Source organism: Hyphomonas sp. UBA3195 (assembly GCF_002366485.1).
In the GTDB taxonomy this organism is placed as follows: Bacteria; Pseudomonadota; Alphaproteobacteria; order Caulobacterales; family Hyphomonadaceae; genus Hyphomonas.
The window spans coordinates 21,490-33,624 of sequence record NZ_DEXB01000025.1; the positions used below are offsets into that span (position 1 = coordinate 21,490).

The 12,135-nt window shown below is 60.3% G+C and carries 12 protein-coding genes; 7 read left to right on the forward strand and 5 right to left on the reverse strand.

Features of this window, described 5'->3' with window-relative positions; all coding sequences use genetic code 11:
- The first annotated feature begins 293 nt into the window (after positions 1 to 293).
- A complete protein-coding gene (locus B2344_RS08050) occupies positions 294 to 1,277 on the forward strand; it encodes an NAD(P)H-dependent flavin oxidoreductase (protein WP_206992564.1) in 984 nt (327 codons plus the stop codon).
- A gap of 56 nt (positions 1,278 to 1,333) precedes the next feature.
- Here the strand turns inward: B2344_RS08050 and B2344_RS08055 are convergent, their stop codons facing one another.
- Both B2344_RS08055 and B2344_RS08060 read right to left on the reverse strand, forming a co-directional pair.
- Positions 1,334 to 2,554: a PQQ-dependent sugar dehydrogenase gene (locus B2344_RS08055; protein ID WP_290484975.1), complete on the reverse strand. Its 1,221-nt coding sequence runs from the start codon at positions 2,552 to 2,554 to the stop codon at positions 1,334 to 1,336.
- A gap of 65 nt (positions 2,555 to 2,619) precedes the next feature.
- Positions 2,620 to 3,609, reverse strand: a complete 990-nt coding sequence (locus B2344_RS08060) for a D-2-hydroxyacid dehydrogenase (RefSeq protein WP_290484976.1) — start codon at positions 3,607 to 3,609, stop codon at positions 2,620 to 2,622.
- Between B2344_RS08060 and B2344_RS08065 the strand changes: the two genes are divergently transcribed.
- Positions 3,589 to 4,002, forward strand: coding sequence for a TIGR02301 family protein (locus B2344_RS08065; protein ID WP_290479051.1), 414 nt, complete (start codon positions 3,589 to 3,591; stop codon positions 4,000 to 4,002). The two genes, B2344_RS08060 and B2344_RS08065, sit on opposite strands and share 21 nt — an antisense overlap.
- On the opposite strand, the gene soxR is transcribed toward B2344_RS08065, so the two are convergent.
- A complete protein-coding gene (gene soxR, locus B2344_RS08070) occupies positions 3,999 to 4,466 on the reverse strand; it encodes a redox-sensitive transcriptional activator SoxR (protein ID WP_034814093.1) in 468 nt (155 codons plus the stop codon). The genes B2344_RS08065 and soxR overlap by 4 nt on opposite strands.
- A gap of 97 nt (positions 4,467 to 4,563) precedes the next feature.
- On the opposite strand from soxR, the gene B2344_RS08075 reads away from it, so the two are divergent.
- From B2344_RS08075 to B2344_RS08090, 4 genes are all read left to right on the forward strand, one after another.
- Positions 4,564 to 4,947, forward strand: a complete 384-nt coding sequence (locus tag B2344_RS08075) for a VOC family protein (RefSeq protein ID WP_034814406.1) — start codon at positions 4,564 to 4,566, stop codon at positions 4,945 to 4,947.
- A gap of 134 nt (positions 4,948 to 5,081) precedes the next feature.
- Complete coding sequence (locus B2344_RS08080) at positions 5,082 to 7,070, forward strand: gamma-glutamyltransferase family protein (RefSeq protein WP_290484977.1); 1,989 nt, start codon at positions 5,082 to 5,084, stop codon at positions 7,068 to 7,070.
- A 33-nt stretch (positions 7,071 to 7,103) separates the two neighbouring features.
- Positions 7,104 to 7,763, forward strand: coding sequence for a uracil-DNA glycosylase (locus tag B2344_RS08085; RefSeq protein ID WP_290484978.1), 660 nt, complete (start codon positions 7,104 to 7,106; stop codon positions 7,761 to 7,763).
- Positions 7,764 to 7,826: 63 nt separating this feature from the next.
- A complete protein-coding gene (locus B2344_RS08090) occupies positions 7,827 to 8,624 on the forward strand; it encodes a hypothetical protein (RefSeq protein ID WP_290483696.1) in 798 nt (265 codons plus the stop codon).
- A 10-nt stretch (positions 8,625 to 8,634) separates the two neighbouring features.
- Here the strand turns inward: B2344_RS08090 and smpB are convergent, their stop codons facing one another.
- Positions 8,635 to 9,114 (reverse strand): SsrA-binding protein SmpB, encoded by a 480-nt coding sequence (gene smpB / locus B2344_RS08095; RefSeq protein ID WP_206992557.1) that lies wholly within the window; start codon positions 9,112 to 9,114, stop codon positions 8,635 to 8,637.
- 9 nt (positions 9,115 to 9,123) lie between these two features.
- Positions 9,124 to 10,005, reverse strand: coding sequence for a 4-hydroxy-tetrahydrodipicolinate synthase (gene dapA, locus B2344_RS08100; protein ID WP_290484979.1), 882 nt, complete (start codon positions 10,003 to 10,005; stop codon positions 9,124 to 9,126).
- A gap of 102 nt (positions 10,006 to 10,107) precedes the next feature.
- Here dapA and B2344_RS08105 point away from each other — a divergent pair, with 102 nt between their 5' ends.
- Positions 10,108 to 12,132 (forward strand): lytic transglycosylase domain-containing protein, encoded by a 2,025-nt coding sequence (locus B2344_RS08105; RefSeq protein WP_290482292.1) that lies wholly within the window; start codon positions 10,108 to 10,110, stop codon positions 12,130 to 12,132.
- Positions 12,133 to 12,135 lie beyond the last annotated feature (3 nt).

Sequence of the window (12,135 nt, forward strand, 5' to 3'; positions counted from 1 at the left end):
AGCGAATTCGCGCTCGAACGGCGCAGATTTGGGCCGATTCGGGCACTTCTTCATCACCTTCCCCCCTAAATATCACCGTCTCCGATTCGCAAGCGAATGGTCTTTCAACCCGCCAATCGCGTTGAAACAGGGTCCGGTTCCGCTTTGCGCCCGAATCACGTGGATAGGTTTGGAGCCAATCAGCGCCCCACTCCCTGCCAAGAACGGCGCTTGGTCAAACAGCCTTGCGTTGACGCAAGGACGGCAAATTACGGTCTTTTCAGAAGAGTTCATAAAGTCAGGGAGACGCCGTCATGGCCATAAAAACCGCACTCACAGAAATGTTGAATACCGAACACCCCATCATGCTCGCGGGCATGGGCGGTGTGTCCTACGCCGAAGTTTGTGCGGCCATGTGCAATGCGGGCGGATACGGCGTGCTCGGCATGGCGGGGACGACCCCGGACTTCATTGAAGGCCAGATGAAGCGCGTGCGCGAACTGACCGACCGGCCCTTCGGCGTGGACTTGCTGGCCGCCAGTCCGGAAAGCCTTGAAGAAAGCGTGGATGTCATCATCAACAATGGTGCCGACAGTTTCATAGCCGGTCTCGGCGTTCCGATGCCGATCATGGAGCGCCTGCAAAAGGCGAATGTGAAAGTCATGGTCGTTGGCGGCGCGGTGAAGCATGCCATCAAGGCCGAACAGGCTGGCTGTGATGCGGTCATCCTGCAGGGCGGCGAAGGCGGCGGGCATACCGGTCTGGTGGGGACGATGCCGTTGGTGGCACAAGCCGTGGAAGCCGTGAACATTCCGGTGATCGCGGCAGGCGGCATTTATGATGGCCGCGGCCTCGCAGCGGCGCTCGCTCTGGGAGCCTGCGGCGTCTGGATGGGTACGCGATTCATCGCCTCGACCGAGGCCCATGCCGCTCAGATGTACAAGGACACGGTCGTCGGCGCGGGCGATACTGATACAACACGCACGCGGTGCTATTCCGGTAAGCCGATGCGTTGCCGCACGAATGACTATATCAATGACTGGGAAACGCGCCCGCAGGACATTCAGCCCTTCCCGCACCAGGCCATCCACTCTACCCGGACAGGCGTAATTGGCGGCATCGGGGGGATTACGGACGAAGCCAAACTCGATGCGGACACCTCCTGCTTCGCCATGGGCCAGTCGGCTGGCGGCGTGAGAGAGGTCAAGCCCGTCGCGGAGATCGTGGCGGACATCATGCGCGATGCCGAATCAGCCATCGACCGGATGGCCAGCCTGCGGACCAAAGCGACCGCATAGAAATCATCACGCCGGAAACATATACAGCCGGGCCTACAGGCCCGGCTGAAATCGTTTTACTGCGCGGCGGCCGGTGTCAGCTTGATCAGGCGGCCACCTTCCTTGTCTTCCAGAACATAGAGCGCGCCGTCTGGTCCTTGCTCGACTTCGCGAATGCGTTTTCCCCATTCATAGCGCTCGGCTTCCCTGGCAACCGGCTCGGTTTGACCATCCTTGGGCGGTTGTCCGAGATTGTCAGTCGGCTCAGTCTCGAAGGAAACGCGGATCAAAGCTTGCGAAGACAGCCCTCCGATGAATGCATTGCCCTGCCAATCGGCAAACATCTCTCCATCATAGAATACCAAACCGGCCGGGCTGATGGCTGGGACCCAAGCGATCGCCGGGTCCTCGAAAATCGGATTGCTTTCATGTGTCGGGATCGGCTTGCCGCTATAATGATCGCCCTCAGAAACTTCGGGATAACCGTAATTCTCGGACCGTACGATCAGGTTCAACTCGTCCCCGCCTTTCGGACCCATTTCAACCACCCAGAGGCGCTCTTGCCCGTCAAATGCAATGCCCAGCGGATTGCGATGACCAAGCGTCCATACCTGGTCCGCAACCGCGCCGTTTCCAAAGAAGGGGTTGTCCTCCGGAACAGACCCGTCCTGATTGACACGAACGACCTTGCCCAGATTCATGGCCATATTTTGCGCCGGAGTGAATTTCTGGCGCTCTCCTGAGGCGATGAAGAGATGACCATCCGGTGCGATGGCAAGACGATGGCCGTAATGGCCGTTGCCTTTCACTTTTGGCGTCTGGCGCCAAATCACGTCGCGCCCCTCCAATGTGCCGCCCGTGGCGGTAAGGGTCAGCGTTGCCCGCTCAACGGCTGCTCCGCTCAAACTCTCATCCGTCTCATCGCGTTCAACGTAGGAAATGAAGACGGTGCCGTTCTCAGCGAAGTCCGGGTGGACGATGATGTCCCCCAGACCTCCCTGCCCCATTGCCGTGACCGAAGGGACATTGGCGATTTCGCCCAGTTTCTTGCCCGCGGTGTCCAACAGCCAGAGATCACCATCCTTTTCTGAAACAAGCGCGCGGCCATCCGGCAGGAACGTCATCGCCCAGGCGCTGTCAAAGGTTTCGAGCGGGGTAGCGGTGAGCTGCGTGCCGCTTGTGCCAGTGACCGTCATGGCGTCGGGTGCAGTGGCCTCATGATGTTCAGCGGTCGCACAGCCCACGAGCATGATTGCGGCGCTGCCGCTCAGCAAGGAGCGCAGGATGAGTGATGACATGGGAATTCCTCCGGTGGCAGATGTCTGCCAACCGGAACGCCCGACGGCCCAAGCAGTTCCACTGCTCAGTCAGCAAACGTCTCGCGCGGCACCACGTGCTTGAGCGGCTCATTGGCCAGATAGCGCTTGAGATTGTCCAGAAAGGTCTCGTCCGCGCGAATATAGGTCGCCTGGGTCATGGCGCTGTTGTGCGGTGTGATCGCGACTTTGGGATGGCGCCAGAGCGGGCTGTCGCTTGGCAAAGGCTCTTCAGCGGTGACGTCAATTGAGGCGAAGGCCGGGCGCCCCGCATCCAGCGCCGCGACGAGCGCTGCCTCATCTACCAATTGCCCACGGCCAAGATTCATCAGCAGCGCATCCGGGCGCATGGCTGCCAGGAATTCCGCGTCCACCATGCCAGCCGTTTCATCTGTCAACGGAACGCTGAGCAGGACCACGTCGGCTTGCTCGAGTTCGCTCTTCACCAGCGCCATCGGCACAATATGATCAGCACCCTCAGCCAGACCAGGCGAGCGCCGTGCGCCCGTCACATGACCGCCGAGTAGCTGGACCCGCTTGCCGACCGCCGACCCGATGGACCCAAACCCGACAATCAGCCAGCGCGACCCCATCATCTCGCGCATCTCAAGCCGGTTCCAGTCAGCCTCGGCCTGTTGTGCGCGATGCTCCGGACCCTTCTTGAAAAAGTCGAAAGACTGCCAGAGCGCCCATTCGGCCATGGCTTCGGACTGCGTGTGGTTGGAACAAAACGTGCGGGAAATCTTGCCAACGGAGATCAGTGCCGGATTGTCGAGCCCAGCCGCGGAGGACTGGAACCAATCTATCCCGCCAGTCTTGAGTACGGCGATCATGAAGTCGCGGGCATGATCCCCGAACCAGACATCCGTATTCCCGAAGACAATATCGGGCCGAACATCGTGAACCACGGTGCCGTCCCCGGCATGGGAGAACAAACCGTCCTCATCCATGACAATGAACTCAATCTCATGTTCAAGGCCCTTGAGCCTTTCACGAATGCGCGCAAAAGTCGTCGCATGAAGCAAACAGGTTTTCATATTCTCCTGCTTAGCGCGGTGATGTTCTGCGGCGCAAGCACAGCGCAATCGGGATTGCCGATTCGTGGACCGGATTATTTCCGCGATGCGACCGATCTCGCAGCCACGCTGGGCGCCGCCCACGCGATCCGCGTAAAGTGCAATGGCCGCGATGACCAGTATTGGCGGCGCTACATGTCCGACATGCTGAAGTACGAAGCGCCCAATCGCGGCGCGGTCCGCAGCTCACTGGTCGACGCCTTCAATGAGGCCTTCACAAGCGCCGGGCGCATCTACCAGACCTGTGACAATCGCGCGGTCGAGGCTGAAGCTGATTTTGCCGTGAAGGGCCAGGAAATCGCCACGCGCATGGCCACCCATTACTTCCCTCAACCCCCAGAGCGCCAAGACTAGGTTTCGGTCGACACCACGCTGACATCCTCAAGCAGGAATCGCGGTCCTGTGCCGAGCCCACGCGCACGATCCTCCGGATTGTAAAGCTGGCATTTTTTCAGGGACAGGCAGCCACAACCGATACAGCCGTCCAGCTTCCGGCGCGTCCGCTCCATCAGCGCGATCCGTTCATCCAGCATGTGCCGGAAGGCCGTACTGATCCGGGTCCAGTCCCGCTTGGTCGGCGTACGCCGCTCCGGCAATGACGACAGGAGCTGGCTGATCTCTTCGATGGTCAGGCCAATCTGCTGGGCGATCAGGATAAAGGACAGGCGACGGATGTCCGAGCGCAGGAAGACACGCTGGCCGCCAGAGGACCGTTCTGGGTGAACCAATCCCCGCCCTTCGTAGAAACGGATCGCCGAGACCGACAGGCCGGTCCGCGCAGCCACATCTCCGATCGCCAAGCCCTTCGGAACTGCCATGAAAGAATCTCCTATTTCACGCTTGACCTCAACTTAAGTTGAGGAATTACGACAGCTTTATCAGAGATTTGATGAAGAAGAAATGGAGTTGAAAACAATGAGTATTGCCAAGTTCGAACATGTGAATGTGACCGTCAGTGATCCAAAGAAGACCGCGTCCATGCTGACCCGTTTGTTTGGCTGGAAAGTGCGCTGGGAAGGGCCATCCAAATATGATGGCTATACGGTGCATGTCGGCACGGATGAGGATTACCTCGCACTGTATGCGCTGCCCCAGCAAGACCGGCCAGATGAGGAAAGCTATTACCGGACCGGCGCCGTCAATCATTTCGGCATCCTGGTGGATGATCTGGACGCGACCGAGCAGAAGATCCTCGCCGCCGGCTATCGCACCCATAGCCACCAGACCTATGACCCAGGCAGCCGGTTCTATTTCCACGACCATGACGACATCGAGTGGGAGGTGGTGAGCTATGCTTGATGGACTGATCCATTCCTATCTCGAAACCGTGGGCCGGGCATGGGAACCGCGCGACGCGTTTGTTCGGCCTCGCTGGGACTCGCTTCTGCCCCAAAGCGCGCTAAGCTCTCGTCAGATGAGAACAGGAGAGGCTGATGAGACCCATTCAGGCAATCGCCGCAACAGCGCTGGCTATCGGATTGTACGCGTGCGCTACACCGTCAGCGCAGGATGAGGCGCAAGTAGACGCCACCGCCAAGGTCACGCAGAAGAAAGTGGTCCGGATATCCATAGAAAAGGATGCCGAAGCCACGCCGCCGGGACCGGGAGACCGGATGCTTACCGGACGGGACCTTGGCACGCGCTCCTCTGTGGTGGCCCCGAATGGCGCGGCCGCCACAGCCCATCCCCTCGCCACGCAGACGGCGCTTGATGTGCTGAAAGCCGGCGGATCAGCCGTGGATGCGGCCATTGCCGCAAATGCGATGCTGGGCCTTGTCGAGCCGACCGGAAACGGCATTGGCGGCGATCTGTTCGCGATTGTCTGGGACCCGGAAACCGAGCAGCTCTACGGCTATAATGGCTCCGGCCGCTCGCCCCAGGGCGCAACGCTGGACGACATGCAGGCCAAGGCCGACGAATTCATGCAAGGCGAGGAGATTCCGCCCTTCGGCGCCGCGCCGGTGACTGTGCCCGGCACAGTCGATGGCTGGTACGCACTGCATGGCAAATTCGGCAAGCGGCCGATGAACATGAACCTCGAACCGGCCATTCAGTACGCCCGTGACGGCGCGCCGATCCCGGAAGTCATTGCCTATTATTGGGGCCGCAACGCAACGCGCCTGCAGGAAGCGGCTGACAGCGGCATGCTGGAAGAGTTCGACAATGCGAAGGCGACCTATTTCTCGCCCGCCCCGAAAGAAGGCAGCCTGTTCCGCAATCCGGACCTTGCCGACACGCTGGAGCGGATAGCCTATAAAGGCCGCGACGAATTCTATTCCGGCGAAACCGCCCACATCATGGGCGACTATTTCGAGCGGATCGGCGGCTTCCTGACTTATGAGGATTTTGCCACCCATACCGGGGACTGGGTCGAGCCGATCTGCGTGACCTATCGCGGCGACTACAAGGTCTGCGAACTGCCGCCGAACACGCAGGGAATTGCGGCGCTACAGATGTTACAAATGCTGGAACGGTTTGACCTGCGCGGCATGGGCTTCGGGTCGGCGGACTCAATCATGGCGCAAGTGGAAGCGAAGCGGTTGGCATTCGAAGATCGCGCGCGGGGGTATGCGGATCCCGCCTTTAGCGGTGTTGATCCAGACCTGTTTATTGATAAGCGCTACGCTAATTATCGCTCTCAACAAATCGACATCACCAAACCCACAAGTTTTGCAGGACAATCGGGGCGTGGATTCCGAATTTCATCTGAGGGGAAACCGCTCTTGCCGATAGCTAGTGATATAATTCTTGAGGCAGACAAAAAACTCCAAGACGGCGACACGACCTACCTAACCGTTACGGACAAGGACGGCATGATGGTGTCCCTTATCCAGTCGAACTATCGCGGCATGGGCTCGGGCCTCGTCGCGGATGGGCTTGGCTTCATGTTCCAGGATCGCGGCCAGTTGTTCAGCCTCGACCCGGCCCATCCAAACGTCTTCGAGCCCGGCAAGCGGCCCTTCCATACGATCATCCCTGCTTTCGCCTTCAAGAAGGACATGCCGGGCTGCCAGGTGCGGGCCGTGCCAATCGAACAGGCCTGCCCGTTCGAACCCTGGCTGAGCTTCGGCCTGATGGGCGGCGGCATGCAGCCGCAGGGCCATGTGCAAGTCATCCTGAACCTCGTCGATTTCGACATGGGGCTTCAGGAGGCGGGCGATGCCGCGCGTTGGGAACATGTTGGCGGCTGCGAGCCGACGGATGATCTCAATGGCGATGCCTGTGAAACCGATATGGGCGTCGTGCATCTGGAGAGCGGCATCCCGCCTGAAACCCGCGCCGAACTGGAAGCGCGCGGCCATGCGGTGGAGTGCTGCCAGGCCAATGCGGGCGGCTATCAGGCGATCATGCGCGACTTCGAAACCGGCACCTGGATCGCCGCCACCGAAATGCGCAAGGATGGCAGCGCGGATGGGTACTAGCCGTCTCGCTCCTCTCCCACTAGGGAGAGGGGCATGACGACGAAATTTGCACCTGAAGCCCCCGCCAATTGTCCGCTATGCCCGCGCCTTGTGGCGTATCGGGAAGAGGTCGCCGTGAAAGAGCCGGACTGGTTCAATGGCGCGGTGCCGAGCTTCGGGCCGGAGGATGCCGAATTGCTGATCATCGGCCTCGCGCCCGGCGTAACGGGGGCCAACCGGACGGGCCGACCGTTCACCGGCGACTGGGCCGGAGACCTGCTCTATGCGACCATCGACAAGTTCGGCTTTTCCACCGGCACCTATGATGCGCGGCCGGATGACGGGCTGAAGCTGAAGCGCGCCATGATCACCAATGCCGTGCGCTGTGTGCCGCCACAGAACAAGCCGGTCGGCGCCGAGATCAATCAGTGCCGTCCCTTCCTCGCCGCGCGCATTGCGGCGCTGCCGAAGCTGAAGGCAATGATCTGCCTCGGCAAGATTTCCCATGATTCCACCGTGCGCACGCTCGGCCTGAAACTGAAGGATTATCCCTTCGGCCACGGTACGCACTATGATGTGGAATTTGAGGGCCGCCCCCTGGCGCTCATCTCATCCTATCATTGCAGCCGGTACAACACGAACACCCGCCGCCTGACGCCGGAAATGTTCGAGGATGTGTTCGCGATGGCGAAGAAAGTGACAGATTCCGACTGAGGGGTTTGCAATAGCGGATTTTCCGTTTATCGATAATATTGATTTTCGATAAAGGTCTATCCCATGCCCCGATATGCCGTTCCGGTTCTGACATGCATTCTGGCACTGGCATTCCTCGGTGCCGGGGCCGCCCATGCCGCAAAACTTGAAGTCGGCCCGGACGCACCATTCTGGATCAGGCTGGCGACAGACGCCCTGCTCTATGCGCACATCGGCGGTGGGGCTATCGGGCTCGTGTCCGGTGTTGCCGCGATTGCGACGCGCAAAGGCCGCCCTCTTCACAGGCTTGCCGGGCAGATCTTCTTCGTGTCCATGTTCATAACTTACCTGATCGGCGCGGGCGTCGCTCCATTCCTCGAGGAAGGACAGCGACCCAATTTCGTGGCCGGCATTCTGGCCCTGTACCTGCTCGTCACGGCTCTGCTTACTGTCAGGCAGCGCGGGCCTGTCCGGGTCAATTGGCGGCATTATACAGGACTGGCGACAGCGCTCGGCATCACACTGATGGGTGTGGGATTCATGTATATGGGCGCGAACAGCCCAAGCGGCACCGTGGATGGTTCGCCGCCTCAAGCCTTCATCCTGTTCATTGTAGCTGGCAGCTTCGCCGCGTTTGGCGAACTGAACGTGATCCTACGACAGGCGCTGTCCTACACGGCGCGCATCTCCCGCCACCTCTGGCGCATGTGCTTCTCGATGTTCATCGCATCCGGTTCACTTTTTCTGGGGCAGCCGCAAGTGTTTCCCGAAGGCTTCAGCCAGACCGCCTGGCCCTTCCTGCTGGCCTTTGCCCCCTTGATCGCCCTGATTGTCTGGCAGGGCCTGTTGAGGCTTCGCGGCGGGAGACTACGCGCCGCCTGAGCGGCAGTGCTCACCCCTCCTTCAGGATTCGCGCCTTCTGGCGTTGCCAGTCTCGCTTTGCTTCGACGTCACGCTTGTCATGGCTCTTGCGCCCGGTGGCGAGACCAATGAGGATCTTGGCCATACCACGCTCATTGAAATAGAGTTTCAACGGCACAATCGTGCGACCGGCCCGCTCAACCGATTGCGAGAGCTTGGCCAGTTCCCGTTTTGACACGAGCAGCTTCCGCTTGCGCTTTGGCTCATGATTGAACCGGTTGGCGGCGTTGTAGATCGGGATATCCGCATTGATCAGGTAGAGACCGCCATCTTCCGGGCTGACATAGGCTTCAGCGATATTGGCCTTGCCCTGGCGCAGCGATTTTACCTCGGAGCCGACCAGCATGATGCCGGCCTCTAGCGTGTCCTCGACCGCATAATCGCGGCGGGAGCGGCGGTTCTCCGCGACCAGCCCATCCGAGCGGCCCTTGGTCTGGTTTTTCTTCGACATGGCCCTGATTTAGGCGCTCAGGCCCGCAAGCGCCATGGCCTGATCTATTTCAGCCCGTTTTTCTGCAGATGGGGTGGTGATCGGCAGGCGCACCTCATCGGTGCAGAGGCCGAGCCGGAACAGGGCATATTTCGCCGGTCCGGGCGATGGCGAGCAGAACATGGCCTTGTGCAGCGCAATCAGCTTGCGCTCTATCGCGCGGGCCTCATCGAGATCTCCGGCGTGGAAAGCTGTGTGCATGGCGGCGCAGGCTTCCGGCATGACGTTCGCGGTGACCGAGATGCAACCCATGCCCCCCATGGCAAGGTGGCCGAGCGCGCTCGGGTCATCGCCCGACAGCTGAACAAATTGGGTGCCTTCAGGGATCGACGCGGCATGCTGACTAACGCGGTCCATATCGCCGGTCGCATCCTTGATGCCGACAATGTTCGGCAATTGGGCGAGGCGTGCGACGGTATCCGGTGCAAGATCGACCACAGTGCGGCCCGGCACATTGTAAAGCAGGACCGGAAGCGCAACCGAGTCGTTGATCGCGCGGAAATGGGCCTCAAGGCCTTCCTGGTTGGGATTGTTGTAATAGGGGCAAACCACCAGCGCGGCGTCAGCGCCAACGGCCTTGGCGTGCTCGACCAGTTCGATCGCCTCGTCTGTGGCATTGGCCCCGGCCCCGGCAATCACGGGCACGCGACCTTTGGTAATTTCAACACAAAGCGTTACGACATCCTTATGCTCTTGGGTGGAGAGTGTGGACGTCTCGCCTGTTGTGCCGACCGGCACGAGCGCGCTGGAACCGCCAACAATCTGGCGCTCTACCAGCGCCGCAAAAGCGTCCCGGTCAACGGCACCATTCCTGAAAGGTGTGACGAGAGCTGGGATTGAGCCATGGAACATCGTAAATTTGCCGCGATTCAGGTGTTGTTTGTCTTGATCGAGTATGAATCGCCAATGCCTTCTCACGCTTTGGCCAAGAAATAAACTCTGCAGAGACGTTTCATGATGCGACCCGTTGCCATTTTTGCCGCTCTTGCCGTGCTGTCTCAGGCGGCTGCCGCCGCTGGCGTGCCGGAATCCCCGAGTCTGAAACCCGACCGACCCTATACGTCTTCCGTAACGGATGCCCGCAATGCGGAAATCCTGCACAAGGCACTCCGCGCGGCTGACCGCTATGACTGGCCGACTGTGGCACATCTGCAGACTCAGGCCTCTGATGCCGACGTGCGAAACCTCATTATGTGGATCCGGGCCAGCCGCGGCGTTCCGGGCATGAATTTCTCGGAAGTCTCGTTCGCGCTGGACAAGCTGCAAGACTGGCCGAAAACGACCTCCATGCGCCGCCGCGCCGAAGAGATTATCGGCGAATCGTCTTTCAGCCATAAGGAACGCATCGACTGGCTGACCGAGTCGGGTCCGATTACCGGAGCTGGCAAGATCGCGCTGGCCGATAGCTGGCGTGCGATTGGTGAACCCGGCAAGGCGCTGGAAGCCGTGCGCGACGCCTGGCACAATAATTCCCTCGAACGCGACGTCGAGCGCGAAGTCCTGTCCACTTATGGCAAACAGCTGACCCAGGATGATCACCGCGCCCGTGTCGAGTTCCTGCTATGGACCAACCAGCGCACGGCTGCATCGAAGCTCAAATACCTGCTCACGTCTGACTATCGTAAACTGGTCGACGCCCGCATCGCGCTCGCTGCGCGGTCGCGCAATGTCGATGCATTGGTCGATGCCGTCCCCGCCAACTTGCAGGACAATCCCGGCCTGCTTTACGAGCGCGCCAAATGGCGCCGCCAGAAACTGCGCAACCAGGATGTGGCGACCCCTCTGCTGACGGGCATCGACGGGAATGACATTCCGGAAGCTGGCCGCTCGCGCCTGTGGGACGAACGCAACATCGCCATCCGGACAGACCTGAAGGACGGCAACTGGAGCCGCGCCTACCAGCTGGCCTCACCGCATGGCATGGAAAGCGGCGGCGACTTCGCCGAGGCCGAATGGGTGTCGGGCTGGATCGCCCTGCGCCTGAAGAATGATGCGGATCGCAGCCTGCAGCATTTCGAGACCATGTCTGACGGCGTCTCAACACCGATCAGCCTTGCACGCGGCAAGTATTGGGCCGGTCGCGCCCGCGATGCGCTTGGCCAACCGGATGCCGCACGAACAGACTACACGGCAGCAGCTGAGCACAAGTTCACCTATTACGGACAACTTGCCGCCGAGCGTCTGGACGACAAGAAGCTCGCCTTCCCGAAGACCTCAGAGCCGACTGCAGAAGAGATTTCGGCCTTCGAGGACAAGCCAATGGTTCAGGCCCTGCGCCTGCTTGGCGAGAGCGGTGAGGAACGCCTGTTCCGTGAATTCGCCTATCACATGGACGACCTGCTTGAGACCGAGTCCGAATATCTGCTGCTCGCCCGCATTGCTACGGAGTATCAGGTGCCGGATGTCGGGGTTCGTGGTGCCAAGGCCGGTCTTGCCAAAGGCATTGTCTCTACCGATGCCGCCTACCCGGTGGTTGCCTATCCGCTTCTGCGCGAGCCACAGGTAGAGCGGCCGCTAATGCTGGCCCTGTCTCGGCAGGAAAGCGAAATGAACCCGAACGCGATCAGCCATGTTGGCGCACGCGGCCTGATGCAATTCATGCCGGCTACCGCTCGTAACGAAGCGCGGCTACGCGGCCTGCCTTACCGCACTTCTTGGCTGACCGATGATCCGGGCTATAACATGACCCTAGGCGGCCAGCATCTGGACACGCTGCTCTCGCGGTTCAATGGCAGCTACATCATGACAGCCGCCGCCTATAATGCCGGGCCTAGCCGACCGCGCCAGTGGATCCAGGACTATGGCGATCCCCGCACTGGTCAGGTCGATCCGATTGACTGGGTGGAATTCATTCCCTTCTCGGAAACACGCAATTACGTCCAACGCGTCCTTGAGAACACTCAGGTTTACCGTCACCGCCTCAGCGGAGAGCCGATTGATATCGAGATTGAGGAAGATCTCGACCGAGGGCGGGAATAGGTC

Excerpts from the sequence above, each read along its gene's own strand:
- B2344_RS08105 (WP_290482292.1), top strand. The coding sequence starts at position 10,108 with ATGATGCGACCCGTTGCCATTTTTGCCGCTCTTGCCGTGCTGTCTCAG.
- B2344_RS08090 (WP_290483696.1), top strand. The coding sequence starts at position 7,827 with ATGCCCCGATATGCCGTTCCGGTTCTGACATGCATTCTGGCACTGGCA.
- B2344_RS08065 (WP_290479051.1), top strand. The coding sequence starts at position 3,589 with ATGAAGCAAACAGGTTTTCATATTCTCCTGCTTAGCGCGGTGATGTTC.
- B2344_RS08055 (WP_290484975.1), bottom strand. The coding sequence starts at position 2,554 with ATGTCATCACTCATCCTGCGCTCCTTGCTGAGCGGCAGCGCCGCAATC.
- B2344_RS08075 (WP_034814406.1), top strand. The coding sequence starts at position 4,564 with ATGAGTATTGCCAAGTTCGAACATGTGAATGTGACCGTCAGTGATCCA.
- smpB (WP_206992557.1), bottom strand. The coding sequence starts at position 9,114 with ATGTCGAAGAAAAACCAGACCAAGGGCCGCTCGGATGGGCTGGTCGCG.
- B2344_RS08050 (WP_206992564.1), top strand. The coding sequence starts at position 294 with ATGGCCATAAAAACCGCACTCACAGAAATGTTGAATACCGAACACCCC.
- soxR (WP_034814093.1), bottom strand. The coding sequence starts at position 4,466 with ATGGCAGTTCCGAAGGGCTTGGCGATCGGAGATGTGGCTGCGCGGACC.
- B2344_RS08060 (WP_290484976.1), bottom strand. The coding sequence starts at position 3,609 with ATGAAAACCTGTTTGCTTCATGCGACGACTTTTGCGCGCATTCGTGAA.
- B2344_RS08080 (WP_290484977.1), top strand. The coding sequence starts at position 5,082 with ATGAGACCCATTCAGGCAATCGCCGCAACAGCGCTGGCTATCGGATTG.
- dapA (WP_290484979.1), bottom strand. The coding sequence starts at position 10,005 with ATGTTCCATGGCTCAATCCCAGCTCTCGTCACACCTTTCAGGAATGGT.
- B2344_RS08085 (WP_290484978.1), top strand. The coding sequence starts at position 7,104 with ATGACGACGAAATTTGCACCTGAAGCCCCCGCCAATTGTCCGCTATGC.